Source organism: Rhodococcus sp. AG1013, from assembly GCF_003350365.1.
GTDB lineage: Bacteria > Actinomycetota > Actinomycetes > Mycobacteriales > Mycobacteriaceae > Prescottella.
Window position 1 is genome coordinate 227924 of sequence record NZ_QQAT01000004.1, and the last position, 26625, is coordinate 254548.

At 68.0% G+C, this 26625-nt stretch carries 24 protein-coding genes; 15 read left to right on the top strand and 9 right to left on the bottom strand.

The window, feature by feature from the left end; all coding sequences use genetic code 11:
• The first annotated feature begins 26 nt into the window (after positions 1-26).
• The 3 genes from DEU38_RS08110 (at position 27) to recX (ending at position 2132) form a co-directional block, all read left to right on the top strand.
• Positions 27-221 carry a DUF3046 domain-containing protein gene (locus tag DEU38_RS08110; RefSeq protein WP_114719831.1) on the top strand — a complete coding sequence of 65 codons (195 nt, stop codon included), beginning with the start codon at positions 27-29 and terminating at the stop codon, positions 219-221.
• Between the two features lie 194 nt (positions 222-415).
• Entirely contained in the window at positions 416-1453 is a 1038-nt protein-coding gene (gene recA / locus DEU38_RS08115; protein ID WP_114719833.1) for a recombinase RecA, read from the top strand.
• A 64-nt stretch (positions 1454-1517) separates the two neighbouring features.
• Positions 1518-2132 carry a recombination regulator RecX gene (recX, locus tag DEU38_RS08120; protein ID WP_114719835.1) on the top strand — a complete coding sequence of 205 codons (615 nt, stop codon included), beginning with the start codon at positions 1518-1520 and terminating at the stop codon, positions 2130-2132.
• Positions 2133-2184: 52 nt separating this feature from the next.
• On the opposite strand, the gene DEU38_RS08125 is transcribed toward recX, so the two are convergent.
• The 4 genes from DEU38_RS08125 to DEU38_RS08140 are packed head-to-tail and all read right to left on the bottom strand — an operon-like array spanning position 2185 to position 5394.
• Entirely contained in the window at positions 2185-3108 is a 924-nt protein-coding gene (locus tag DEU38_RS08125) for an amino acid ABC transporter permease (RefSeq protein WP_114719837.1), read from the bottom strand.
• Positions 3105-3788 (bottom strand): amino acid ABC transporter permease, encoded by a 684-nt coding sequence (locus DEU38_RS08130; protein ID WP_114719839.1) that lies wholly within the window; start codon positions 3786-3788, stop codon positions 3105-3107. Before DEU38_RS08130 ends, DEU38_RS08125 begins: the two co-directional genes overlap by 4 nt.
• A 15-nt stretch (positions 3789-3803) precedes the next feature.
• Entirely contained in the window at positions 3804-4643 is an 840-nt protein-coding gene (locus tag DEU38_RS08135; RefSeq protein WP_114719841.1) for a glutamate ABC transporter substrate-binding protein, read from the bottom strand.
• 22 nt (positions 4644-4665) lie between these two features.
• Positions 4666-5394: an amino acid ABC transporter ATP-binding protein gene (locus tag DEU38_RS08140; protein WP_174909744.1), complete on the bottom strand. Its 729-nt coding sequence runs from the start codon at positions 5392-5394 to the stop codon at positions 4666-4668.
• 186 nt (positions 5395-5580) lie between these two features.
• On the opposite strand from DEU38_RS08140, the gene miaB reads away from it, so the two are divergent.
• Entirely contained in the window at positions 5581-7098 is a 1518-nt protein-coding gene (miaB, locus tag DEU38_RS08145) for a tRNA (N6-isopentenyl adenosine(37)-C2)-methylthiotransferase MiaB (RefSeq protein WP_114719845.1), read from the top strand.
• Complete coding sequence (locus tag DEU38_RS08150; protein WP_114719847.1) at positions 7086-7724, top strand: hypothetical protein; 639 nt, start codon at positions 7086-7088, stop codon at positions 7722-7724. Before miaB ends, DEU38_RS08150 begins: the two co-directional genes overlap by 13 nt.
• 79 nt (positions 7725-7803) lie before the next feature.
• On the opposite strand, the gene DEU38_RS08155 is transcribed toward DEU38_RS08150, so the two are convergent.
• A complete protein-coding gene (locus tag DEU38_RS08155; protein ID WP_114719849.1) occupies positions 7804-9159 on the bottom strand; it encodes a DUF349 domain-containing protein in 1356 nt (451 codons plus the stop codon).
• Between the two features lie 168 nt (positions 9160-9327).
• Here DEU38_RS08155 and DEU38_RS08160 point away from each other — a divergent pair, with 168 nt between their 5' ends.
• The 5 genes from DEU38_RS08160 to DEU38_RS08180 all read left to right on the top strand — a co-directional run bounded on the left by DEU38_RS08160 (position 9328) and on the right by DEU38_RS08180 (position 14533).
• A complete protein-coding gene (locus tag DEU38_RS08160) occupies positions 9328-10068 on the top strand; it encodes a hypothetical protein (RefSeq protein WP_114719851.1) in 741 nt (246 codons plus the stop codon).
• A complete protein-coding gene (miaA, locus tag DEU38_RS08165) occupies positions 10056-10988 on the top strand; it encodes a tRNA (adenosine(37)-N6)-dimethylallyltransferase MiaA (protein ID WP_114719853.1) in 933 nt (310 codons plus the stop codon). Before DEU38_RS08160 ends, miaA begins: the two co-directional genes overlap by 13 nt.
• 5 nt (positions 10989-10993) lie before the next feature.
• On the top strand, positions 10994-11863 hold the full coding sequence (gene dapF, locus DEU38_RS08170; protein ID WP_114719855.1) for a diaminopimelate epimerase: 870 nt from the start codon (positions 10994-10996) through the stop codon (positions 11861-11863).
• Between the two features lie 80 nt (positions 11864-11943).
• Positions 11944-13416, top strand: coding sequence for a GTPase HflX (hflX, locus tag DEU38_RS08175; RefSeq protein ID WP_114719857.1), 1473 nt, complete (start codon positions 11944-11946; stop codon positions 13414-13416).
• A gap of 58 nt (positions 13417-13474) precedes the next feature.
• Entirely contained in the window at positions 13475-14533 is a 1059-nt protein-coding gene (locus DEU38_RS08180; protein WP_114720032.1) for a hypothetical protein, read from the top strand.
• Positions 14534-14545: 12 nt separating this feature from the next.
• Here DEU38_RS08180 and DEU38_RS08185 read toward each other — a convergent pair whose 3' ends face one another.
• Genes DEU38_RS08185 through betT form a run of 3 tightly spaced genes read right to left on the bottom strand, consistent with a single transcriptional unit; the run spans position 14546 to position 19690 of the window.
• Complete coding sequence (locus DEU38_RS08185) at positions 14546-16096, bottom strand: GMC family oxidoreductase (protein WP_114719859.1); 1551 nt, start codon at positions 16094-16096, stop codon at positions 14546-14548.
• 2 nt (positions 16097-16098) lie between these two features.
• Complete coding sequence (locus tag DEU38_RS08190) at positions 16099-17604, bottom strand: aldehyde dehydrogenase family protein (protein ID WP_114719861.1); 1506 nt, start codon at positions 17602-17604, stop codon at positions 16099-16101.
• Positions 17605-17611: 7 nt separating this feature from the next.
• Complete coding sequence (gene betT / locus DEU38_RS08195) at positions 17612-19690, bottom strand: choline BCCT transporter BetT (protein WP_114719863.1); 2079 nt, start codon at positions 19688-19690, stop codon at positions 17612-17614.
• A 248-nt stretch (positions 19691-19938) separates the two neighbouring features.
• Between betT and DEU38_RS08200 the strand changes: the two genes are divergently transcribed.
• The 3 genes from DEU38_RS08200 (at position 19939) to DEU38_RS08210 (ending at position 24308) form a co-directional block, all read left to right on the top strand.
• On the top strand, positions 19939-21471 hold the full coding sequence (locus DEU38_RS08200; protein WP_258557735.1) for a hypothetical protein: 1533 nt from the start codon (positions 19939-19941) through the stop codon (positions 21469-21471).
• 267 nt (positions 21472-21738) lie between these two features.
• Positions 21739-22995 carry a uracil-xanthine permease family protein gene (locus DEU38_RS08205; RefSeq protein ID WP_114719865.1) on the top strand — a complete coding sequence of 419 codons (1257 nt, stop codon included), beginning with the start codon at positions 21739-21741 and terminating at the stop codon, positions 22993-22995.
• Between the two features lie 167 nt (positions 22996-23162).
• The gene (locus DEU38_RS08210) at positions 23163-24308 is read left to right on the top strand and encodes an acyl-CoA dehydrogenase family protein (protein ID WP_114719867.1); all 1146 of its coding nucleotides are present in this window, start codon (positions 23163-23165) and stop codon (positions 24306-24308) included.
• A 72-nt stretch (positions 24309-24380) separates the two neighbouring features.
• On the opposite strand, the gene lexA is transcribed toward DEU38_RS08210, so the two are convergent.
• A complete protein-coding gene (gene lexA, locus DEU38_RS08215; RefSeq protein ID WP_114719869.1) occupies positions 24381-25139 on the bottom strand; it encodes a transcriptional repressor LexA in 759 nt (252 codons plus the stop codon).
• A 299-nt stretch (positions 25140-25438) separates the two neighbouring features.
• Here lexA and DEU38_RS08220 point away from each other — a divergent pair, with 299 nt between their 5' ends.
• Complete coding sequence (locus DEU38_RS08220; RefSeq protein WP_114719871.1) at positions 25439-25852, top strand: hypothetical protein; 414 nt, start codon at positions 25439-25441, stop codon at positions 25850-25852.
• A gap of 252 nt (positions 25853-26104) precedes the next feature.
• Positions 26105-26596 carry a transcriptional regulator NrdR gene (gene nrdR, locus DEU38_RS08225; RefSeq protein ID WP_114720036.1) on the top strand — a complete coding sequence of 164 codons (492 nt, stop codon included), beginning with the start codon at positions 26105-26107 and terminating at the stop codon, positions 26594-26596.
• Positions 26597-26625 lie beyond the last annotated feature (29 nt).

Genomic DNA, 26625 nt, shown 5'->3' on the forward strand with positions numbered 1-26625 from the left:
CGGCCGATTCCGCTACGGTGGCACATGTGCGACTGACCGAATTCCATGATCTCGTCCGGGAAGAGTTCGGACAGGTACGCGGCGACTCCCTGCTGGTCGACCACGTCATCCTCAGTCTGGGCGGGAAGACCGCCGTCGACGCCATCGAGGACGGCGAGGACCCCCGCGCGGTGTGGCGCGCGCTGTGCGACGAGTTCGACGTTCCGCCGCAGCGTAGATAGCGCGGCGCCGGCGGTGCGGCACCCCCGCCGGTGATTGACTCGAACAGATGTTCGCTTATGCTGGGATCATCCGTTGTCGTCCACACGTTGCGGCTGAGTGCGGCGGTTCGGACCGTTCGAGCCGGCGAAGTTGTCGGTACCGGGCTCTAACCTGATCCCAGATCGCTGGACGAGACTTCGAAAAGGGGACCACGATGGCACCACAGGCACACGACCGCGACAAGGCGCTCGAGCTGGCTCTGGCACAGATCGACAAGAGCTTCGGCAAGGGCTCGGTGATGCGTCTGGGTGAGGAGGCTCATCAGCCCATCGCCGTGATCCCCACCGGATCGATCGCGCTGGACGTGGCGCTGGGTATCGGCGGTCTGCCCCGCGGACGCGTCGTCGAGATCTACGGTCCGGAGTCCTCGGGTAAGACGACAGTCGCGCTGCACGCGGTGGCGAACGCGCAGGCCGCCGGCGGCATCGCGGCGTTCATCGACGCCGAGCACGCGCTCGATCCGGAGTACGCCCGCAAGCTCGGTGTCGACACCGACGCCCTCCTGGTCTCGCAGCCCGACACCGGTGAGCAGGCGCTCGAGATCGCGGACATGCTGATCCGTTCCGGCGCCCTCGACATCATCGTCGTCGACTCGGTGGCCGCGCTGGTGCCGCGTGCCGAGATCGAGGGCGAGATGGGCGACAGCCACGTCGGTCTGCAGGCGCGACTGATGAGCCAGGCGCTGCGCAAGATGACCGGTGCCCTCAACAACTCGGGCACCACGGCGATCTTCATCAACCAGCTGCGCGAGAAGATCGGTGTGATGTTCGGCTCGCCCGAGACCACGACCGGTGGTAAGGCGCTCAAGTTCTACTCCTCGGTCCGCCTCGACGTCCGCCGCATCGAGACGCTCAAGGACGGCACCGACGCGGTCGGTAACCGCACCCGCGTCAAGGTCGTCAAGAACAAGGTGTCGCCGCCGTTCAAGCAGGCCGAGTTCGACATCCTCTACGGCCAGGGCATCAGCAAGGAGGGCTCGCTGATCGACATGGGCGTCGAGCACGGGTTCATCCGCAAGTCCGGATCCTGGTACACGTACGAGGGCGATCAGCTGGGCCAGGGCAAGGAGAATGCCCGCAAGTTCCTGCTCGAGAACACCGACATCCGCGACGAGATCGAGAAGAAGATCAAGGAGAAGCTCGGTATCGGTGCGGTCGTGACCGACGACAGTGCCGAGTCGGCCGACTTCTAGGCCGGTGAGTGTCGTACCCCGCTCGGCCGGCGATGCCGATCGGGCGGGGGAGAACCACCCAACGATGACCGACGGCGAAACGGATCACGGCCCCGAACGGCGCACGAGCCGCTCGGGCAGGGGGCGTTCACGGGGTCGCCAGGTCGGCCCGGACGGGGAACCGTTCGAACTCCAGGGCTCCCCGGAGACGCTCGCGGCGCGGGCCAAGGACGTGTGTCTGCGGCTGCTCACCGATCGTGCGCGCAGCCGCGCGGAACTCGAGCAGAAGCTGGCGCAGAAGGGCTACCCGCAGGCCGTCGTGGAGCGAGTCCTCGACCGCCTCGCCGAGGTCGGCCTCGTCGACGATGCCGCGTTCGCGGAGCAGTGGGTCCACTCTCGGCACACCTACTCCGGTCGCGGCCGGCGGGCACTCGCAACGGAACTGCGCCGCAAGGGCATCGACCAGCAGACGTCCACCGAGGCGCTGTCGCAGATCAGTTCCGACGACGAACACGAGAAGGCCGCCGAACTGGTCCGCAAGAAGCTCGTACGTATCACCGCTGAGGACATCGCAGACCGCGACGACAGAGAAAAATTGATGCGCCGACTCGTCGGCATGCTCGCGCGCCGCGGCTACCCGGCATCCATGTCGTTCGCCGTCGTCAAGGCGGAACTGGACGACCTCGGCTCGGAAACGTAAAGGGCTCGCGGAGGATTGATTCCTCCGCGAGCCCTTCACGGTGCTCGTACCGTCAGAGTCGCGGCTGCGACTTCACGGTGTCGCTGAACTCGTCGATGCCGGGGGCGCCGTCGAGTTCGTTGGTGTCGATCGGCACGACGACCGGGCGGGTGCCCTTCTTGCCGCCGCTGCGGAGCCGCTTCTCGAGCCACGTCGCGAAGGACGTGAGCGCGAAGTTGATGATCACCATGATCACACCGACCACGACCAGTGCTGCGAAGAAGTTGCGGTAGTACGACGCCGCCTGCTGGCCGCTGCGGATCAGCTCGATGTAGCCGATCTGGTAGCCGAGCGCCGAGTCCTTCAGCGCAACCACCATCTGAGACACCAGGGCCGGCAGCATCGTGGTGATCGCCTGCGGCAGCAGGATCAGCCGCATCATCTGGCCCTTGCGCATACCGAGCGCTGACGCGGCCTCGGTCTGACCCTTCGGCAGCGACAGGATGCCGGCCCGCAGGATCTCAGCGATGACCGAGCCGTTGTACAGGGTCAGGCCCACGACGACCGCGGCCAGCGCCAGCTGGTTCGACGGGAACACGCCGTACTGGGCGAACGCCTGGTAGGCGAAGATCATCAGGATCAGCACCGGAATCGCCCGGAAGAACTCCACGAACGCGCCGCAGATCCAGCGGACCCACCGGTGATCGGAGAGTCGACCGATGCCGAGGACCGCGCCGAGGATCAGCGCGAACACGATCGACAGGGACGCCGCGAGCAGCGTGCCCTTCAGGCCCGGCAGTAGGTAGGTGGTCCACGTGAAGTGGTCCAGGAACGGCGACCACTTGTCGGCCTCGAGCTGGCCGTTGTCGGCCAGCACGTTGAGCACGTACAGCGCGACCGCGACGAGGACGATGCCGAAGACGATCGCGATCAGCCGGTTCCGTACCCGGGCCCGGGGGCCGGGGATGTCGAAGAGAACGCTCGACTGCTGGGTCATCGCTTCACCGCCAGACGCTTGCCGAGGTAACCGAACAGGAAGCCGACCGGCAGCGTCAGGATCATGAATCCGATCGCGAAGATCGCGAAGACGAGGAACAGCTTGTCGGCCTCGTTCTCGATCATCGTCTTCATGAGCAGTGACGCCTCGGCCACACCGATGGCCGAAGCGATCGTGGTGTTCTTCGTCAACGCGATCAGCACGCTGCCCAGGGGCGCGATGACCGCGCGGAACGCCTGCGGCAGCACGATCATCCGGACACTCTGGGTGAACGTCAGGCCCAGTGAGCGGGCCGCCTCGGCCTGGCCGAGCGGAACGGTGTTGATGCCCGACCGCAGCGACTCGCACACGAAAGCGGCGGTGTAGACGACGAACCCGAGCACCGCGAGCCGGAAGTTGTTCTGATCGATGAACTTCGGGGAGTCCTCGGGGGCGAAGTACACGCCCAGGTTCTGGTAGAGGCCCACCGAGCAGAACACGATGATGAGCGTCAGCGGTGTGTTGCGGAAGATGTTGACGTACCAGGTCGCGAAGATCCGGAGGATCGGCACGGGGGAGACCCGCATCGCGGCGAGGAGCGTGCCCCAGATCAGGGCGCCGAGCGCCGACCAGAAGGTGAGCTGCACCGTTGTCCAGAACGCGCTGACCAGCTGATCACCGTAAGTATCAAGTAGTCCCATTTCACCTCCTCCGCATCAGTACCGGTCGACGGCCGGCGGCGCGGGAAGCGCATAGCCGGACTCGCCCATGGTGTCCTCGAGTGCCCGCTGCCAGGCCCCGGTCGCGATCATGTCCTCGATCGCATCGTTGATCTTCATCCGTGCTTCCGTATCGCCCTTCGGTAGACCGACTCCGTAGGGCTCGGTGGTGAACGGTTCACCGGCAAGCTTGAACTCACCGGGGTACTGGGCGGAGTATCCGGCCAGGATGATGTCGTCCGTGGTCAGGGCGTCGACCTTGCCGCGGTGCAGAGCCTCGACGCACGACGAGTAGCTGTCGAACTGCTGCAGCTGCACGCCGGGGTACGATTTCTTGATCTTCTGCGCCGGGGTGGAGCCCGACACCGAACACAGCTTCTTCCCACCTTGGAGGGACTCGGGTCCGGTGATCGTGTCGTCATCGGCGCGGACCAGAAGCGACTGCCCCGCGATGTAGTACGGGCCGGCGAAGTCGACGACCTTCTTGCGGTTGTCGGTGATCGAGTACGTGCCGACGACGAAGTCGACCTCGCCGTTCTTGATCAAGTTCTCGCGCTGCGCCGACGGGGCCTCGCGCCACGTGATGCCGCTCTCGGGAACACCCAGGTAGTTCGCGATGTACTTGGCGACCTCGACGTCGAAGCCGGTCATCGTCTTGTCCGGCTCGCGCAGCGCCAGTCCGGGCTGGTCGTACTTGGTGCCGATGGTGAGGTGCCCGTCGGCGGCGTCGGCGAGCACGTCCCGTGGCTCGCTGCTGCCGCACGCCGAGGCCGTCAGCACGACCGCGGTGAGGGCTGCGACGACGGACAGGATGCGGGGGGATCTGATTCGTCTCATGGTGTTTTCCTCCGCCCCGGTGTCAGTGGCCGAGGATCTTGCCGAGGAAGTCCTTGGCGCGATCGGACTCGGGTGCGGTGAAGAACGTGTCGGGGTCGGAGTCCTCGATGATCGAACCGTCGGCCATGAAGATGATCCGGTCGGCGGCCTTGCGCGCGAATCCCATCTCGTGGGTGACGACGATCATGGTCATGCCTTCCTTGGCGAGGTTGACCATGACGTCGAGGACCTCGTTGACCATCTCGGGGTCCAGCGCGGAGGTGGGCTCGTCGAAGAGCATCACCTTGGGATCCATCGCGAGTGACCGGGCGATCGCCACGCGCTGCTGCTGTCCGCCGGACAGCTGCGCGGGGTACTTGTCGGCCTGCGACTCGATGCCGACCCTCTCGAGGAGCGCCAGGGCGCGCTCCTTCGCCTCGGCCTTGTCGATCTTGCGGACCTTGACCGGCGCCAGCATCACGTTCTCGAGCACCGTCTTGTGGGCGAACAGGTTGAAGCTCTGGAACACCATCCCGACGTCCGAGCGCAGCCGCGCGAGGGCACGGCCCTCGGCGGGGACTGCGACGCCGTCGATCGTGATGGAGCCGTTGTCGATCGGCTCGAGTCGATTGATCGTGCGGCACAGCGTCGACTTGCCGGACCCCGAGGGGCCGAGCATCACGACGACCTGGCCGGCCGGAATCTCGAGTTCGATGTTCCGTAGAACGTGCAGGTCGCCGTAGTGCTTGTCGACACCCTTCATCAAGATCATCGACGGGGTCCCGGGAGCCGTTCCGGTTGTCTCAGGCTGCGTCATAACGCGTAACCCTATATGGACTGTTTGCGTACCCGCTGGTCTAGAGCCGATCGATCTTGAACGATACAGTCGCGGCGGTCGCCGTCGGTGGACCAATGTGGCCCCGACAGGCGGTTTTGTGCGGGGCCGTACCCTGGACGCGTGGAGACGATCGACCAGAACGCCGGGCGCAGCTACGAGGTCCGCACGTACGGCTGTCAGATGAACGTGCACGACTCCGAGCGGCTCTCGGGTCTACTCGAGGACGCCGGTTACACCAGGGCTGTGCCGGGGGAGCAGGCCGACCTCGTGGTCTTCAATACCTGTGCGGTGCGTGAGAACGCCGACAACAAGCTGTACGGGAATCTGAGCCATCTCGCTCCGGTCAAGGAGGAGCGCCCCGGGATGCAGATCGCCGTCGGCGGCTGTCTCGCGCAGAAGGACCGCGACACCGTGGTGAAGAAGGCCCCGTGGGTCGACGTCGTGTTCGGCACTCACAACATCGGTTCACTGCCGGCGCTGCTCGAGCGGGCCCGTCACAATCAGAAGGCCGAGGTCGAGATCCTCGAATCGCTCGAGGCGTTCCCGTCGACGCTGCCGGCCAAGCGCGAGTCCGCCTACGCCGGATGGGTGTCGATCTCCGTCGGCTGCAACAACACCTGCACGTTCTGCATCGTGCCCGCGCTGCGTGGCAAGGAGGTCGACCGGCGCCCCGGCGACATCCTCGCCGAGGTCCAGGCGCTCGTGAACGAGGGTGTCCTCGAGGTGACACTGCTCGGGCAGAACGTAAACTCGTACGGCGTCTCGTTCGCCGACCCCGAGATCCCGCGGGACCGCGGCGCCTTCGCGAAGCTGCTGAGCGCGTGCGGGCAGATCGAGGGGCTCGAGCGGGTGCGGTTCACGTCCCCGCATCCGGCCGAGTTCACCGACGACGTCATCGAGGCGATGGCGACCACCCCCAACGTGTGTCCGCAGCTGCACATGCCGCTGCAGTCCGGCTCGGATCGGGTCCTCAAGGCGATGCGCCGGTCGTACCGCAGCGCGAAGTTCCTCGGAATCATCGAGAAGGTTCGTGCCGCGATGCCGCATGCCGCGATCACGACCGACATCATCGTCGGCTTCCCGGGGGAGACCGAGGAGGATTTCCAGGCGACCCTCGACGTGGTGCGGCAGGCGCGGTTCACGAGCGCCTTCACGTTCCAGTACTCCAAGCGTCCGGGCACCCCGGCCGCCGAGATGGACGGCCAGCTGCCGAAAGCCGTTGTGCAGGAACGCTACGACCGGCTGATCGCGCTGCAGGAGGAGATCACCCTCGACGAGAATCGCAAGCTCGTCGGCACCGAGGTGGAACTGCTGGTGACCGCGGGCGACGGCCGCAAGAACGCCGAGACCGCGCGCATGAGCGGACGCGCACGAGACGGTCGCCTGGTGCACTTCCGTCCCGAGGGCAACCTCGACGGCGACCTGCGCCCCGGCGACGTGATCACCGTCGTCGTGACCGGTGCTGCCCCGCACCACCTGGTCGCGGACAATCTCGTCCTCACCCACCGGCGCACCCGCGCCGGCGACTCGTTCGAACGAGGGGTCACGCCGAAGACCCCGCCGATCGGTGTCGGGCTGGGGCTGCCGCAGGTCGGCGCCCCCGCACCGCTGCCAGCACAGATGGGATGCAACGCATGAGCACCTCGGACAGCGGCGACGCTTCCGGTAGCGAGAACCGGCCGGACCGAGACGGCCCGGGTGTCCCGGGCGTTCCGGATCCGATGGACGAGTACCAGAAGGACTTCGAGGCCGCCGAGAAGAAGGTCGCGGGGGAGATCGACCCCGGCATGCGCGCAGTCGTCGTGGCCGTGTGCGTGCTGGTGCTCCTGCTGTCGTTCACGCTGCCGCACACCGGATCCGTGAACGGCTGGGACGTACTCGTCGGCAATCAGGACGCGATCGACGAGAACATCAAGCTGCCGTCGCGCATCTTCGTGTGGATGGCACTCGTGTTCGGCGGAGTCTTCTCGATTCTCGCGCTCGTGACCCGGCGGTGGGTGCTGGCGTGGATCGCGTTGGCCGGTACCGCGGTGTCGGCGGTGTTCGGCATGCTCGCGATCTGGTCGCGGCAGACCCTCCCGGCGACTGAGGCCTCGAGTTCGGGTCCGGGATTCGGTCTCGTGCTGGGCTGGATCACGGTCATCGTCCTGACCTTCCACTGGATCAAGGTGGTGTGGAGCCGGACCGCGGTGCAGCTCGCTGCCGAGGAGGCGCGCCGCAACGCCGCGAGCGAGGACTCGGCGCGCGAGGACTGGCAGAACTGAGTTCCGGCGACCCAGGTCGCCCGAAACACGAGTGAGGGGTGCGACGCCGACCGGCGTCGCACCCCTCACTCGTTACCGATCAGAGCTCGTTGACGGCGCCCTCGGCGGCTTCGGCCCACTCACGCCACTGCTTGGCCTGGGCGAGGGCCTTCTCCGCGTCCTTGGTCTTGCCTGCCGCGGTGGCCTTGGCGGCCTGCTCCTCGAACTGGGCGACGCGCTCACGGAACTGGGCGGCCCGCGCCAGTGCCTCGGGATCGGTGCGGCGCCACTCCGAGTCGGCGGCCTCGCGCACGCGCTTCTCGATGGCGCGGAGCTTGCCTTCGAGATCGTGCATCCGCTCGCGCGGAACCTTGCCGATCGCGTCCCACTTCTCCTGCAGGTCGCGCAGCGCCGCGCGAGCCGCCTCGAGATCCTTGTCGGGATCGATGGCGCTCGCGGACTTCAGCAGCTCTTCCTTGGCGACGGCGTTCTGCGCGAACTCCGCGTCGCGTTCGGACGCCGCGGCGTTGCGGGCGGCGAAGAAGACGTCCTGCGCCTCCTTGAAACGGCGCCACAGGGCGTCGTCCGCTTCGCGGGGCGCCCGTCCGGCGGCCTTCCACTCGGCGAGCAGGTCCCGGAACTCGCCTGCCGTCGGACCCCAGTCAGTGGAGGTCGCCAACGCCTCGGCCTGGGTGACGAGCTCCTCCTTGCGGGACTTCGCGCCGGCGCGCTCCCGATCGAGTTCGGCGAAGTGTGTGCCTCGCCGGCGGTTGAAGGCCTCGCGGGCCTTCGAGTACCGCTTCCACAGGGCGTCGTCGGTCTTGCGATCGAGTCCCCGGATGGTCTTCCACTCGTCGAGGATCTCGCGCAGCCGGTCACCCGCGACCTTCCACTGGGTGGATTCGTTGCCGATCTGCTCGGCCTCGGCCGCGAGCGCCTCCTTGCGGGAGGTCTGCTCCTGCCGCGATTGCTCCTTGTCTTGCTTCTCCTGCTCCTCGGCCTGCGCGGAGCCCGCGATGATCGCCGTCAAACGAACGCTCAGTGTGTCGATGTCGCCGATGACCGCCGCGGTGGGGAGTGACTCGGCGAGCGCCGCGGCTGCGGCCCGGGTCTTCTTGGCATCGCCGGCACCGGAGGCCAGGCGCGTCTCGAGGAGCGTCACCTCGGTCGCCAGGTCGTCGTACCGTCGTCCGAAGTGCGCGAGGCCCTCGGCGGCGTCCCCTGCCTGCCACGAGCCGATCTGTCGTTCGCCGTCGGCCGTCTTGACCCACGCGGTGCCGTCGTCGTCGACCCGGCCGAACAGGCTGGGATCGCTGGTGGCCACGGCGGGCATGGCGTGGGTCGGAGCCGGACCGGGCTTGGGCGAGCTCGATGTCACGGCACCCGGCTTGGCGGCGCCGGGCTTGGGGACACCCGGCTTGGGGGTACCCGGCTTGGGTGCGTTGCTCTCGGTCATAGCTCCTCGTCTCTGCCGCGCGTCACGGCTGCCTGATCGCACTGTCGCCTCCCACCTGGGTCCGTCGGTCGATCGGAAATGGTGGGAGCCTGCAGCGACTGTTCAAGACTATTGAAACAGGTATGACCCTCCGAGGGCGTCACCTCGGGTCGACTACCGTGGCGCAGTGTGTTGACCGCCGCTGCTTTCGTGCCCTCGCCCCCGCTGCTGGTGCCCCAATTGGCCGGGGCCGCAGCGCCGGAAACCGACCGGTTGCGCCGAGCCGTGCTGGATGTGTCCGGCAGGCTGGGAGAGGCGTGCGGGCAGTGGACCGTGATCGGTGTCGCCGATCCCGGTGCGCCCGCCGCCGAGATCTCCCCCGAATCGTGCGGCACCTTCGCGGGATTCGGGGTCGACGTGCGAGTGTGCCTGGCCCCCGGCGAATCCGACCGCGGCGAGGTCGACCCGGCGATGCCGCTCGCGGCTCTCGTCGCCGGGTGGTTGCGCGGGCGCGCCGCACCGTCGGCCACGGTCCGGGTGCGAATCCTCGCGCCCGACACGCCGATCGCCGAGTGCGTGCGCCTGGGCGAGCAGTTGCGCCACGAACTCGACGCGTCGCCGTCCCCGCAGGGACTTCTGATCGTGGCGGACGGCGCGAACACGCTGACGGACAAGGCTCCCGGGTCGCTCGACGAGCGGTCTGCAGATGTCGAGGCGGTGCTCGGTCGGGCCCTCGCGAGCGGTGACTGTGGGGCGCTCGGAGGTCTCGACGCCCGGTTGTGCGGCGAGATCGGGCTGTCCGGCCGTGCTGCGTGGCAGACACTTTCGGCCGCGTTCGGCGGCCCGGACGGCGGTCCGCGCAAGGCGGAGTCGCTGTATTCAGGGGCGCCTTTCGGGGTCGGCTACCACGTCGGGATGTGGCTGCCGTGACCGATCAGGGTCGTACTCCGATCGCCGTCGTGGGTCCCACTGCCACCGGGAAGTCGGATCTGGGCCTGGATCTCGCGGAAAGGCTGGGCGGCGAGATCGTCAACATCGACGCGATGCAGCTCTACCGCGGGATGGATGTGGGCACCGCGAAGCTGAGCGTGCCGGAGCGGCGTGGAATCGTCCACCACCAGCTCGATGTGCTGGACGTCACCGAGACCGCGACGGTGGCGCGGTACCAGGAGTCGGCGCGCCGCGACATCGAGGACATCCGCGCGCGGGGCGCAGTGCCGATCATCGTGGGCGGTTCGATGATGTACGTGCAGTCGCTGCTCGACGAGTGGGCGTTCCCGGCGACCGATCCGCAGATCCGGGCGCACTGGGAGTCCGTGCTCGCCGAACGCGGCGTGGCCGTGGTGCACGCGGAGCTCGCGCGGGTGGATCCGGAGGCGGCGGCGTCGATCCTGCCGACGGACGGGCGGCGGATCGTGCGGGCGCTCGAGGTCGTGCAGCTCACCGGCAAGCCGTTCGCCGCGTCCGCGCCGAAGATCGGTGAACCGCGTTGGGGGGCCGTCATCGTCGGTGTGGACCGCGAGACCGAGGCGCTCGACGCGCGGATCCGGTTGCGCACCGAGCTGATGTTCGATCGGGGCCTGGTCGACGAGGTGCGGGCGCTGGTCGAGGTGGGGCTCCGTGAGGGTGTGACCGCGCAGCGGGCCATCGGGTACGCGCAGGTGCTGGCCATGCTGGACGGCGAGTACGACCTCGCCCAGGCGGTGGAGCGCACGTTCATCGGTACCCGTCGGTACGTCCGCCGGCAGCGGTCGTGGTTCCGGCGGGATCCGCGAGTGCACTGGGTGGACGGGGCCGATCCGAACCTCGTCGAGGCCGCGCTGGAGCATGCGGACCGGTCGCTAGAGTGAGTCCCATGGAATTCAGCAAGGGCCACGGCACCGAGAACGACTTCGTGATCCTGCCGGATCCGGACGCCGATCTCGCGTTGCCCGCACACCGGATCGCCGCGCTGTGCGACCGCCGTCGCGGGCTCGGAGCCGACGGCCTGCTGCGGGTGGCCCGTGCCGGCGCGCTCGCGGCGGTGGGCGTGCTGGCCGAACTGCCCCAGGGCGTCGGTCCCGACGACTGGTTCATGGACTACCGCAACGGTGACGGCTCGATCGCCGAGATGTGCGGCAACGGTGTCCGGGTCTTCGCGCACTACCTGCGCGCGACCGGCCTCGAGCTGCACGACGAGTTCGTCGTGGGCAGCCGCGCCGGCGCCCGCCCCGTCCGGGTGCACGCGGCCGACCACGTGTACGGCGACGTGACCGTCGGCATGGGACAGGTGCGCGAGCTCGGGTCGTCGACCGCAACGGTCGGCGGGCGCCTGCTCGACGGCATCGGCATCGACGTCGGTAACCCCCACCTCGCGTGCGTCGACCCCACTCTCACGTCCGCGGCACTCGCGGCGCTGGATCTGACGGCGGCGCCCGGATTCGATCCCGGATTCTTCCCGCAGGGCGTCAACATCGAGATCCTCACCCCGCTCGCCGACGGTGCAGTGGAGATGCGCGTGCACGAGCGCGGCGTGGGCGAGACCCGGTCGTGCGGCACGGGCACCGTCGCGGCCGCCGCCGCGGCGCTGCGGGCATCCGGCGACACCGACGGCAAGGTCGAGGTGCGGGTGCCCGGCGGCCGTGTGGAGGTGTCGATCGACGGTGGTCGGGCGGCGCTACGGGGGCCGTCGGTGCTGGTCGCGTCCGGCACGGTCGACGACCGCTGGTGGACCGAGCTGGGTTGATGCCGGGCTCGCCCGGGTGCCGGGCGGCGGACGGAAATGCGCGTGCACGCCGGTCTCGCTTCGTGGGACCATGAACGTGTATGACGAAAACACATCGCACCCACGTCCCGTCCACCGCGGACGACCACGCAACCTCCGGCGAGGCTGAGTACTTCGACGATTCCGCGGCGCCGTCCGTCGGCGACATGCAGATCGACGAGCGCGCCGCGCTGCGCCGAGTGCAGGGTTTGTCGACCGAGCTCACCGACGTCACCGAGGTCGAGTACCGGCAGCTGCGCCTCGAGCGCGTGGTTCTCGTCGGTGTCTGGACGTCGGGCACCGCCGCGCAGGCCGACGCGAGCATGGCCGAGCTCGCCGCCCTCGCCGAAACTGCCGGCTCCGAGGTTCTCGAGGGCCTGGTCCAGCGCCGGGACAAGCCCGACGCCGCGACGTACATCGGGTCGGGCAAGGCCGACGAGCTGCGGCAGGTGGTCCTCGCGACCGGCGCCGACACCGTCATCTGTGACGGCGAGCTCACGCCCGCGCAGCTGACGGCGCTGGAGAAGGTCGTCAAGGTCAAGGTCATCGACCGGACCGCGCTGATCCTCGATATCTTCGCGCAGCACGCGACCTCCCGCGAGGGTAAGGCACAGGTCGCGCTTGCTCAGATGGAGTACATGCTGCCCCGGCTGCGCGGCTGGGGCGAGTCGATGTCCCGGCAGGCCGGTGGCCGTGCGGGCAGCAACGGCGGCGTCGGTCTGCGTGGTCCCGGTGAGACCAAGATCGAGACCGATCGTCGTCGTATCCGTGAGCGGATGGCGAAGCTGCGGCGCGAGATCAAGGCGATGAAGTCGTCGCGGGATACCAAGCGCAGCCACCGCCTGCGCAGTGAGATCCCGTCCGTCGCGATCGTCGGCTACACCAACGCCGGCAAGTCCAGCCTGCTCAACGCCCTCACCGGGTCCGGTGTGCTGGTACAGAACGCGCTGTTCGCGACGCTGGATCCGACCACGCGCCAGGCGTCGTTCGAGGACGGTCGCGAATACGTGCTCACCGACACCGTCGGTTTCGTGCGGCACCTTCCGACGCAGTTGGTCGAGGCGTTCCGGTCGACCCTCGAGGAGGTCACCGACGCCGATCTGCTGCTGCACGTCGTCGACGGATCCGATCCGCTGCCGACCGATCAGATCAAGGCCGTCCGTGAGGTGATCACCGAGGTCATCCGCGAGAACGATACGACCGCGCCGCCCGAGTTGATCGTGGTAAACAAGATCGACGCTGCGGACCCGGTGGTTCTCACCCAGCTGCGCGGGCTGCTGCCCGGTGCGGTGTTCGTGTCCGCCAGGACCGGGGAGGGCATCGATGAGCTTCGGACGCGACTGGGCGAGATCGTTCGGCGACCGGAGATCGAGGTCGACGTGCTCGTGCCCTATTCACGCGGGGACCTCGTCGCCCGGATTCACTCGGACGGCCAGATCCTCGACACCTCACACGAGGAGGGCGGCACCCGGATGCGCGTGCGCGTGCCCGAGTCGCTCGCCTCGGCCCTCGTCGAGTTCGCGGGGCGTGGGTAGTCCTCGCGGCGCGGCCCGGCTGTCACTCGCCGGAGCGGCACTCGTCCTGGTCCCGTCGATGCTGCTGGCCGCGCCCGCGGCCGCGCAGAGTTCCGGTTCCGGAGTGTTGGTGACCGGCGCACAGTTCGAGCAGGTCTGCACGCCGGGGGATCCGGCCCTCGCGGAGCTGTCGGGGCTGGCGGTGGCGGGCGGGAAGACCTACGGGATCGGCGACAGCGGCACCGACGACGCCGTCGTGGTGATGGACGGCGACTGTGCGGTGACCGGCACGCTGTCGGTGCCGGTGGACCCGTACGACATCGAGGACATGGGTGTCGGGCCGGACGGCCGGCTGTGGCTGTCGGACGCCGGCGACAACGAGCGCATCCGCTCCACCGTCGCGCTCATCGACCTCGACCCGGCCACCGGCGCGGGGCAGCTGCACCGGCTGACGTACCCGGACGGCCCGCACGACGCCGAGGCGCTGCTGATCCAGCGCGACGGCGTTCCGCTGATCGTCACCAAGGAAGTCCTCGTCACCAACGGCATCTACCGCCCCGCCGGTGCGGCCGCGCTCGGCGACCTGGCGTCGCCCGGGCCCACACCGCTCGAGCGAGTCGGCGACGTACGTCTCGGCCCCACCAGCACGCCCGGCGGTCCGGTGCCGGTCGGCGGGTCCACCCTCGTCACCGGCGGCGCGGTGAGCGCCGACGGCACCGTCGCCGCGCTGCGCACCTACACCGACGTCTACCTGTACTCGGCACCCGACGGCGATCTGGTGCGGGCGCTCACCGCCACCACACCGGTGCGGGTGGCGTTGCCGAACCAGCCGCAGGGCGAGGCGATCGCGTTCACGCCGGACGGCGACCTGCTCGCGGGTTCCGAGTCGGCCGGTGGCCCGCTGCCCCCGGTTCAGATCCTGAGGGGCGCAACGGAACTGGCGCGCAGCAGCAGCTGGTCCGGTGGCTCGGTGTCACTGTCGGCGTCGGAGGGGCACGGCCAGGACCCGGCCCAGGCCTCCGGTGAGACCACCGAGAAGCCCTCGGCTCCCCGGTGGTCCACGGCGGTCCTCGGCGTCGGCGCGCTGGTCGCGGGACTTGCGACGTTCGCTCTGGTGCGGCGCCGGTCCCGCTCGTAGCGGCCCCGCCGGTCAGGAATTCCTGATCAGGTCGGCGCAGCGTTCGCCGATGAGCGTCGTGGTGATGTTCGGGTTCACCGCGACGATCTTCGGCATCACCGAGGCGTCCGCCACCCGCAGGCCCTGCACGCCCTTGACCTGCAACTGAGGGTCGAGCGGAGAGTCCGCGTCGGGCCCCATCCGGACCGTACCCACCGGGTGGTAGACGGTGTTGTGGGTGCGCCGGATGTAGTCGGCGATCTGTTCGTCGGTCTGGACATCGGTGCCGGGGAACAACTCCCGGCCCGCCCATTCGGCCATCGCCGGCTGGGCGACGATCTCCCGGGCCAGGCGGATGCCCTGGATCATGATGTTCATGTCGTAGGGGTCGGTGAAGTACCGCGGATCCACCTTCGGCTTGTCCCGGAAGTCGATGCTGCGCAATCTGACCGTGCCCCGGGATCGGGCGTGGGTGACGTTGGGTGTGAGGCAGAAGGCGTTCTCCGACGTCGGATAGCCCTGCCGCACGGTGTGCATGTCGAACGGGACGCTGCCGTAGTGGAACATCAAATCGGGGCGGTCCAGGTTCTCCTGGGTAGGGGAGAAGATGCCGATCTCCCACCACTGGGTCGATCGGGTCACCATGGGCTGCTTTGCCTCCCACTGGATCACGCCTTCGGGATGGTCCTGCAGGTTGCTGCCCACACCGGGGGAGTCGACGAGCACCTCGATGCCCATCTCCCGTAGGTGCTCGGCGGGGCCGACACCCGAGAGCATCAGCAGCTTGGGGGAGTCGATCGCGCCCGCCGACAGGATCACCTCGCGGCGCGCCGTGATTCGCCGCGAATGGATGCCGTCCTTCAACAGCACGTCCACGCCGACGCACCGGCCGTCCTCGATCGGCAACTTCTTCGCCCAGTGATCGGTGAGGACCGTCAGGTTCTCCCGGTCGAGGATCGGGTGCAGGTACGACACCGATGACGACGAACGCACGCCGTCCTCGCGCCCATTGATCTGGAAGAAGTTGGCGCCGTTGACGATCGTCTCGCCCTCGTTGAACGTTGCGCGGGGGATACCGGCCTGCTCGCACGCGTCGAGGATCGCGACACCGCACGGGTCGTTCGGTGGGATGTCGCGCAGCACCACCGGGCCGTCGTGGCCGTGGTGGTCGCCGGGTCGCGAGTTGTTCTCCAGGCGCTTGACGAGTGGGAAGATCGCCTCGGCCTCCCAGCCGGTGCAGCCGAGGTTGCCGGCCCACTCGTCGAGATCCTCGCGCGGCGGCCAGAACGCGATGCACGAATTGTGCGACGAGCACCCACCGAGCACCCGCGCCCGGGCGTGCCGCATGAACGAGTTGCCGTGTTCCTGGGGCTCGATGAGATAGTCCCAGTCGTAACCGGATTCGAGCAGCGCCATCCAGTCCTCGAGGATCAGGATCTCGTCGAGCCCGACGTCGCTGGGCCCCGCCTCGATCAGCGCGACCGTCACCGAGGGGTCCTCGCTCAGCCGCGCCGCGACCGCGGCGCCCGCCGACCCGCCACCGACGACAACGTAGTCGTACTCGTGCTCCTGCTGGGGCGTCATGCTCACTCCTTCTCCGATCGCTCCGAGCTCCGGTCCGTGAACCACCCGCTCACCCCGGGAGCGATGTTCTGATAGACGTGCTTGGCCTCGCGGTACTCGTCGAGGCCCGTGGGTCCGAGTTCGCGGCCGAAGCCGGACTCACCGAAGCCACCCCACTCCGCCTGCGGGAGGTAGGGGTGGAAGTCGTTGATCCACACCGTGCCCGCGCGCATCCGGTTCGCGACCCGCTGCGCCCGGCCGACGTCCTGCGTCCACACCGCACCGGCCAGGCCGTAGCGCGTGTCGTTGGCGATCCGCACCGCGTCCTCCTCGTCGGTGAACGTCTCCACGGTCACGACGGGACCGAAGCCTTCGTCGACGACGACGGACATGCCCTGCCGGACGCCGTCGAGCACGGTCGGCAGGTAGTAGTAGCCGCTCTCCAAATCACCGGAGCCCCACTCGCCGCCGCAGCGCAGCACGGCGCCCTCCTCGACACCCTTGCGGACGTATGCGCTGACCTTGTCGCGGTGGGCGGCCGAGATCAGTGGGCCGGTCTCGGCGTCGTCGTCGAACGGGCCGCCGAGGCGGATCTGCCGGGCGCGAGCCACCAGGGCGTCGACGAACTCGTAGTGGATGGACTCCTCGACGATCAGGCGTGCCCCGGCCGAGCACACCTGGCCCGAGTGCACGAACGCGGCGTTGAGGGCGTTGTCGACGGCGGCGTCGAACAGGGCGTCGGCGAACACCACGTTGGCATTCTTGCCGCCCAGTTCGAGCGCCACCTTCTTCACCGTCGCCGCCGCGGTCGCCGCGATCCGACGTCCCGTGACCAGTCCGCCGGTGAACGAGACCATGTCCACGTCCGGATGCTCGGACAGCGGGGCCCCGGCCACGGCGCCCGCGCCGAGCACGAGGTTCGCGGCACCGGCGGGCACTCCGCACTCGGTGAGCAGATCCATCAGCAGGATCGCGGTGGAGGGGGTGAGCTCACTGGGCTTGAGCACGAACGTGTTTCCGGCCGCCAGACACGGTGCGACCTTCCACGCCGCCTGCAGCAGCGGATAGTTCCACGGCGAGATCAGCCCGCACACCCCGACGGGCTCGTACTGGATGCGGCTGAGCACGTTGGCGTCCCCGGCGTCGACGAGGCGTCCGGCGTCGGTGGCGGCGATGGAGCCGAAGTACTCGAAGCAGGCCGCGACGTCATCCATGTCGATCCGGCTCTCGACGATCCGCTTCCCGGTGTCGAATGACTCGGCGCGGGCGAACTCCTCTTTGCGTTCGCGCAGTCGGTCCGCGACCTTGCGGAGCACCCGGCCCCGCTCTCCCGCGACGGTCCGCGGCCACGGACCGGTGTCGAAGGCCTCGCGTGCTGCCGCGATCGCCCTCTCGACGTCGACGGTCCCGGCCTCGGAGACGGTGGCGACGGGGGTGCTGTCGGCGGGGCAGTGGATGTCGCGGGTGTCGCCGGACTCGGCGGCGACCCAACGCCCGCCGATGAACAGGCTGGCTGCGGTGTCGGTCATAGCTGCATCACTCCAATGTCGGTGTGTGTCGGAGTCGGAGGAACTCGATGTGGCGCTCGTACTGGTCCAGGACGTCGCCGATGAGCTGCTCGCGGGTGTAGCCCATGACGTCGTACTGCTGGCTGCCCTCGGTGAGGTACACCTCGAGGCGGTAGTAGACGGCGTCCCCGCTCGCCGAGTTCATCGCGAACGACGGCATGTCTGTCTTCTCGGGCCACAGCTGGTACCGGAACGGCGGATCGTCGCCCATCTCGACGGTGAGGTCCAGGTGCGGCACCCCGGTCTTGTCCTCACGGTTGGCGGTGAGGTCGGCGGTGATGTCGCGGCTGGCGAGTTCGTCGACGACGGCCTGCAACGCCGGCCGCGCGGTGCGGTCCACGTACGCCCGCAGGTCCTTGTCGTCGGGGTAGGACAGGGTGCGGGTGAGGCGCTGACGCCACGTGCGCTGCACGCCGCGCTCGGGGCCGACCCGCTCGGACAACGACGAGTGCAGGACCGCGCGCAGGCTGTCCTCACGGAACCCCTCGGTCCGGAGGGCCCGGTGCAGGCCCGCCATGATCAGCAGCATCACGAACGAGAACGGCAGGCCCATGATGATCGTCGCGTTCTGCAGCGTCGTGACGCCGCCGACGATGAGCATCGCGAGGGTGAGCAGACCGGTCGCGACGGCCCAGAAGATCCGGCCCCACTTGGGGCCGTCCTCCTCCGGATCGTTCAGGTGGGACGTGAGATTGGTCAACACCAGCGCGCCCGAGTCGGCCGACGTGACGTAGAACAGCAGCCCGGTGAACGTCGCGATGCCCGCGCTGAACAGGGCGCCGGGGTACTGGTCGAGCAGCGAGTAGAAGGCGCTCTCGGGGGCGGACATGGCCGTCTCACCGAATTCGCTGTTGCCGTCGATCACCACCGACAGCGCGGCATTGCCGAAGATCGCGATCCACAGCGCGATGAACGCGAACGGGATGGTCAGGACCGCGCCGATGAACTGACGGATGGTGCGCCCGCGCGAGATCCGGGCGAGGAACAGGCCGACGAACGGTGCCCACGCGATCCACCACGCCCAGAAGAACAGGGTCCACGAGTTGAGCCACTCCTGCGGTGCATCGAACGCGAAGGTGTCGAGCGACATTCCGGGGAGGCGGCTGACGTAGTCGCCGACGTTCATGACGATCGCGTCGAGCAGGAACCGCGTCTTGCCGGCGAAGAGGACGAAGAGCATCAATGCGAGGGCGAGTAGTGCGTTCAGCTCCGACAGGCGTCGGATCCCGCGGTCGACGCCCGAGACGACGGACACCGTCGCCATCAGGACCGCGAGCGCGATCAGCGCGGTCTGCATCGCCGTGTTCTGCGGGAGGTCGAACATGAAGTGCAGCCCGTAGTTGAGCTGGACGACGCCGATCCCGAGGGAGGTTGCGATGCCGAAGATCGTGCCGATCACGGCCGCGACCTCGACGCCGTCGCCGACGGCACCCTTCACGCGCTTCCCGATCACCGGGTACAACGCCGACCGGATCGACAGCGGCAGCCCCCGTCGGTACGCGAAGTACGCGAGGGAGGCGCCCATCAGGGCGTACATGGCCCAGCCGGTGATGCCGTAGTGGAACAGCGTCCACACCACGGCCTGACGGGCGGCCTCGGTGTTCTGGCCCTCGCCGACCGGCGGCGCGATGTACTGCGTCACCGGTTCGGACACGGAGAAGAACATCAGGTCGATGCCGATACCCGCGGCGAACAGCATCGCGCCCCACGTGAAGACGTTGTACCGCGGGAGCGAGTGGTTGGGGCCGAGCTTGATCTTGCCGTAGCGCGACAGCGCCAGGAACAGCACGAACACGATGATCAGGGTGGCGACCAGGAAGTACCACCACCCGAAGGCGCCCGCGATCCAGTCGACGACGCTGCCGATCACGGTGTCCGCGTTGTCCGGTGCGATCATCGCCCACGCCGTGATGACGACGATGATGGCCGACGAGAGGTAGAAGACCGGCTTGTTGATCCCCGACTTCGGTGTCTCGACGACGGCGCCGTTCACAGGGAGGCCTTCGGTGAGAGAGGCCGCCGCCGGTTCTCGATCCGTAGTACTCATGTATCTCCTCGGTCCGGTTCTGCGTCCGGATCGCGACGGGCCCGGCAGCGTGATTCGAACTCTCGGGCGATATGTGAACGCCCGTCCGACTGCTGGTCTGAAGCTACCGCCGACCTGCTCGTCTCGCTGGGGAGTGGACATCACGGCCGGGCCGTCCGGTCGAAAACGGGCCGGGGTCGGTCCACCGCGCCGCTGTCCCGAGAAACGTTGCTTCCGAGCCATTCCGGCCGAACTGGCGTCCCGGAGGTGTGGCGCCGGTATCGGATCTTCTCGGGTCGAGTGGTTCGCTGGGTTCGTCCGGCGACTCGGAGTCGTACGTCGCGGTCGACCCCACGTTGGGCACACTGATTGCGACCAGTGGATTCGAGGTCGGACGCGACGGGTTCTCGTTCGAGAACTGGGGCGAGTCGTCGCAGGAGCATCGCCGGGGGCTCACTCCCTCCGTGATGCAGTCCCGTTACGACGACCGAATCTGTGCGCGAATCGTCGACGGCGGGTGCGTTCTCACCGCGACAGGCCAGGCACTCCAGGCGGACTTGAATGACACGTGGAGCGGCGGGCACTGCTTCGGCTTTGCGGCGCTGGCCGGGCTTTTCGCCACCGACCAACTCGACAAGGCGGAACATCTTGCGACGGGGCCGGATGTCTACGACGATCCGGCGTCGGATCAACTCGACGGATTGATCTCTCGGTACGCCAGTACCCAGATCTCCCCTCCGACCAGCGCTGCGAATTCTCCGTCCTCGGTCGCAGACACTCTCGACAAACTCGAGGCAGCCTGGGCTCGGGGTGACAGCTACATTCTCACGATCGCCGGGGACATCGGCGGCCACGCGATAACACCGATCGCGTTGCGCGACCTGGGCAAGGGTAAGACCGGGATAGTCGTGTACGACAACAACTACCCTGGCGTCGAGAAGATGGTCGTGGCCGACGCGGCCGCCGACACTTGGTATTACACGACTGCTCTGAACCCGGCCGACAAGAGCTACCTGTTCGTCGGATCCCCGGACAACCCGATGCACCTGGTCCGGTTGCCGCAGACGACCGAGGTGCACGAATGCCCGACCTGCCGCGAGTCGGGAGACGATTCGGTCCTCGTTCTGGTCAAGGACAATGCCGAGAATCGTGACGGCACGATCATCGACTGGGATCTGGAGGTCACCGCGCCCGGCGGCGGCGCCGTCGAGGGGATCGAGAACCTCCCGGTCATCAACAACCAACAGTCCGAGCTGTTCCGTGTTCCCGCCGGCGTTGCATTCGAGATCACGATGGGCAAGGTTCCCGTCGGCCGGGCCGCAGACATCGACATCTCGCTCTACGGTGACGGCTGGATCGACGAGTTCGACGGCATCGAGCTACTGCCGGGTGCCACCACCTCGGTGAACGTCGATCAGAGTCAGCGCAGGCTGAGCCTGCGCAGCAATCTCCCGGTCGCGCCGATGTTGAAGCTCGCCAGTGAGCAGGCGAACTGGTCGGTGGCGGCGCAGGGCACCGGGTTGCGATTGCTGCCGGGCACCACCCTGTCGCTGGAGCGCGAAACCGACGGTGACTACGTGTATGCCCTGGACGGCATCGGGGTCCCCGGATCGTTGACTCTCGACGTCCGACATCGGGACGCCGTTCGCGATCGGAACGTGACCACCGGTGGTCCGGTGAGCATCCCGGTCAATTCGTCCGCATCGGTAGCCGCACACGCGTGGGACGGGGCATCGCCGCTCACCGTCCGGGTCGCGGGCAACGGGGTGGATCGGGTCTACCCGATGGTTCCTGCGAGTTAGCGGATCTGTTCGAGGGTTGGCGGCCACCCACCGTCCGGTGGGTGGCCGCCAACCCTTTCGGCGGTCGACTTGTCGATCGACGGTGGGGAAGAGGCCGGAACCGCTGTAGCCCCTTTTCGCTCGGACCGGGCACTCGGTACGGATGTGATTCGGGTGGCGAGTCCAGGTGCGGTGGTGTATCGGCGCAGGCGGTAGCTCTACTATTGGCCAACTGTGACGAGTACAGAGGACCACGCGCAACGCGCGCCCGAACGGGAAGCCACCGGGATGTTCGGATGGGCGCTGCACGGCGACGGCCGACGGATCAGCGACGGCGCGGTGGTCGCACCGCACGAGCGGCTGTCGTGGCCGCGCACCATCGGCATTGGGATGCAGCATGTGATCGCGATGTTCGGCGCCACCCTGCTGGTGCCGACGATCACCGGCTTCCCGGTCACGACGACGCTGCTGTTCTCCGGCATCGGCACCGCGCTGTTCCTCATCATCACGCGCGGGCGGATCCCGAGTTACCTCGGTTCGTCGTTCGCGTTCATCGCGCCGCTGACCGCGGCCGCCGGTGACGGGCCCGCCGCGCAGCTCGGCGGCGTCCTCGCCGCCGGTGTCGTGCTGATGCTCGTCGGCCTGGCGGTGAAGTTGATCGGCGCCCGCGTGATCGACGCGGTCATGCCGCCGGTGGTGACCGGCGCCGTGGTCGCGCTGATCGGCCTCAACCTGGCGCCCACCGCGGCCGGGTCGTTCCAGGCGCAGCCGTTGATCGCCGCGGTGACGCTCCTCGGCATCCTCCTCGCCACGGTGATCGGGCCGGGCATCATCGGTCGCCTGGGCATCCTCATCGGCGTCGTGATCGGCTGGGTGTTCGCCGCGATCACGGGCGGGCTCGCGGACGACCGCGTGGACGCGCTGCGTGAGGCCGCGTGGTTCGGTGTGCCGCACCTGCGCGGTCCGTCGTTCGATCTGTCCGTCATCCTGCTCGCTCTGCCGGTCGTGATCGTCCTGATCGCCGAGAACGTCGGCCACGTGAAGGCGGTCGCCGCGATGACGGGCCGCTCGCTCGACGACCTGGCCGGGAACGCCCTGTTCGCGGACGGTCTGGCAACCACCCTTGCCGGCGCCGGCGGCGGATCCGGAACCACGACGTACGCCGAGAACATCGGGGTCATGGCCGCGACCCGGGTGTACTCGACCGCGGCGTACTGGGTCGCGGCGGCGACCGCGATCGTCCTGTCCTTCTCGCCCAAGTTCGGCGCGCTCGTGTTCACCGTGCCCGACGGCGTGATCGGCGGCGCCACGATGGTGCTGTACGGCCTCATCGGCGTGCTCGGTGTCCGGATTTGGATGGACGCCAAGGTGGACTTCACCGATCCCGTCAACCTCACCGTCGTGGCGACCGCCCTCGTCGCCGGGATCGGCAACCTCACCCTGTCGATCGGTTCCGTCGAACTCGGTGGCATCGCGTGGGGCTCGGTCGGCATCCTGGTCGCCTACCCGCTGATGCGCCGGCTGAACTCGATGCGCCGCGCATAGAGGTCGCGCACGATTCGTGATCTGCGCCACGCGGTCACGAATCGTGCTCGTCTCGGTCATGGATCGACGTTGATCTTCGCTTTACGGTCATGTCGAGGAAGTAGGTCTGCTGCTGCGTGCCCGCGGCCGCCGGCAGATCGCCGTACATCTCGACATGAGGAGACGCAGTGGAACGCACCCTGTTCGAACCGGAGCACGAACTGTTCCGGGAGTCCTACCGCAAGTTCCTCGATCAGCACGTCGCGCCCTTCCACGATCAGTGGGAGGAGCAGAACATCGTCGACCGATCGGTGTGGATCGAGGCCGGCAAGCAGGGCTTCCTCGGTATGGCGGTGCCCGAGGAGTGCGGCGGCGGGGGAGTCGAGGACTTCCGGTACAACGCGATCGTCACCGAGGAGACCACCCGCGGCGGTTACAGCGGTGTCGGCTTCATGCTCCACAACGACGTCGTCGCGCCGTACCTGATCAAGCTCGCCAACGAGGAACAGAAGCAGCGCTGGCTGCCCGGGTTCTGCTCCGGCGAACTCATCACCGCGATCGCGATGACCGAGCCCGGCACCGGGTCCGACCTGCAGAACATCAAAACCCGCGCCGTCAAGGACGGCGATCACTGGATCCTCAACGGCGCCAAGACCTTCATCACGAACGGCATCAACGCCGACGTCGTGATCGTCGTCGCGTGCACCGATCCCGACAAGGGTGCGCAGGGCTTCTCTTTGCTCGTCGTCGAACGCGGCATGGAGGGCTTCGAGCGGGGACGCAACCTCGACAAGATCGGTCTCAAGGCCCAGGACACCGCGGAACTGAGCTTCACCGACGTCCGGGTGCCGGCCGAGAACCTCCTCGGCGAGGAGGACATGGGCTTCATCTACCTGATGCAGAACCTGCCGCAGGAGCGCCTGTCGATCGCGGTCGTGGCGGCCGCCGCGATGGAATCCTGCCTCGACATGACGATCCAGTACTGCCGTGACCGCAAGGCGTTCGGCAAGTCGATCGGGAGCTTCCAGAACACGCGGTTCGTGCTCGCCGAACTCGCCACCGAGACGACGGCCGTGCGGATCCTGGTGGACAAGTTCATCGAGCAGCTCAACGCGGGCACACTCACCGTCCAGGAAGCCGCAATGGCGAAGTGGTGGACCACGGAGGCGCAGGTCAAGCTGATCGACCGGTGCCTGCAGCTGCACGGCGGCTACGGCTACATGCGCGAGTATCCGATCGCCAAGGCGTACATGGACTCTCGGGTCCAGACGATCTACGGCGGCACCACCGAGATCATGAAGGAGATCATCGGTCGCGGACTGAACCTCGGCTGACCCGCACTTCTCGCTCCTCACGACGACAGGGGCCGCGGCACCCAGTGCCGCGGCCCCTGTCGTCGTAACGGGTCAGAGCTTGCGCATCACGGTGACGACCTTGCCGAGGATCGCGGCGTCGTTGCCGGGAATGGGGTCGAACAGGGGGTTGTGCGGCATGAGCCACACATCCTTGCCGGTGTGCTTGAAGGTCTTGACGGTCGCCTCACCGTCGATCATCGCGGCGACGATGTCGCCGTTCTCCGCGACGTTCTGCTGCCGCACGACCACCCAGTCGCCGTCGCAGATCGCAGCGTCGATCATGGACTCGCCGACCACCTTGAGTAGGAAGAGCGATCCCTGCCCGACCAGTTCGCGGGGTAGCGGGAAGACGTCCTCGACGGCTTCCTCGGCCAGGATCGGGCCGCCCGCCGCGATGCGTCCGAGCACCGGCACGAACGTCGGGGCCGGCAGTTCGTCGGTGGACTTCATGGCCGCGGATGCACTCGGCGTCGACCGCGTGTCGTCCAGGCCGTCGAGCGTGTCCAGTCCCCGGACATCGACCGCACGGGGCCGGTTCGGGTCGCGCCGCAGGAAGCCCTTGCGCTCGAGTGTGCGCAGCTGGTGCGCGACGGACGACGTGGACGTGAGGCCGACCGCGTCGCCGATCTCGCGGATGCTCGGCGGGTAACCGCGCTCGGCGACCGACGTCCGGATGACCTCGAGGACGTTGCGCTGACGGTCGGTGAGCTGGCCGGCGTCGAGTCCCGTGCCCAGCCCGGCGGCGGCCTGGGCGTCGTCGGGCGACGTGCGTCCGGACTTGCCGGAGGAACTCGAGCTGTCGTCCTTCATGGCGCGTGGCCTCCTTCGCGGCTCCAGCGGCTCGCGGGCTGAGTCGGTGAGTGTCTGTGTGTTCTGCCACGAATCTATCCCGATCACCCCACTACTTCAAACATCTGTTCGACCTGTGTCGTCGAAACTACTGACTTTGTCGCAGCCGCGTGGTAGAAATCGAATATGTGTTCTATCGAACGCATGATCGAACACGGTTTGCTCGGATTGCTCGCGACGTGTCCGGAGGAAGCGCCACACGTCCGGTTCGCGCTCTGTCCGACTAGTGAAACGGCTCGACGACTGGCTGGGAGGTTCGGATGGGTATCGCACTTTCGGGGAATGGATCGGTCGGTCGGACGCCGACGGGCCGCCGGGACGTCTACATGCGGGCGGATTCGTCCGGCGTGATCATCGACCGTGGCACCGTGCGGGAGTACCGCCCGGCGCGCATCCGGCCCGTGGACTCGCGGCGTCCGGTTGCCGGTCTCATGCACTACGACGCCGTGCCGCGGTACGGCTCGCGCGGATCTCGGGTCTCGGTCACCTCCCACCCGTCACACGATCAGCGCCGCCCGCGGCCACGATTCGCAGGTCTGTCGGCGATTGTCGCGACCGTCGTCGTCACCGTCGGCATCGTCGTGGGGCTGGATGCGCTCGCGAACTTGGCCGCCGGGGAGTCGGGGGCGACCGACACGGTGCAGGTGCAGGGAACAGAGTCGTTCGTGAGGTGACCGGGCTCCGGTCGCGAATGGAGGAGGCGTTCGATCATGGTGCTGCCGGCACGATCGGATTCGGCGCTGATCCGCCTGGGTACCCGGGAGTCGCTGTCGGTATGGGTGGGGCGGGTATCCTCGAATCCTGTCAGTCACACCACATCGCGTGGTCGCGTCGATATCGTGTCTCCCCTGCGTGAGTCGGTCCTGCTGGAACCGGCATCGGTCGAGAAGCGGCGCAGCGGCCACGATGGCTACGAAGGAATCACCATGCACTGCCCGTTCTGCCGGCATCCCGATTCGCGCGTGGTCGATTCCCGAGAGGCCGACGAGGGCGCGGCGATCCGTCGTCGACGCTCGTGCCCGGAGTGTGGCCGCCGATTCACCACCGTCGAGACGGCCGTGTTGGCCGTAGTCAAGCGAAGTGGCGTCACCGAGCCGTTCAGTCGGGAGAAGGTGGTCCAGGGTGTACGCCGCGCGTGCCAGGGCCGCCAGGTCGACAACGACGCGTTGAACCTGCTGGCCCAGCAGGTCGAAGACGCAGTCCGCGCGTCAGGGTCGCCCGAGATCCCCAGCCACGAGGTTGGATTGGCCATCCTCGGTCCGCTGCGTGACCTCGACGAGGTGGCTTACCTGCGTTTCGCGTCTGTGTACCGCTCCTTCAGTTCCGCGGAGGACTTCGAGCGCGAGATCAAGGACCTGCGCGCCCACCGCGAAAGCCGCACCGCCGAGCTCGCCGACGCGGAGTCCGTAACCGAGTGACTCCGGCCGGCAGGCCGCCGGGTGAGCGC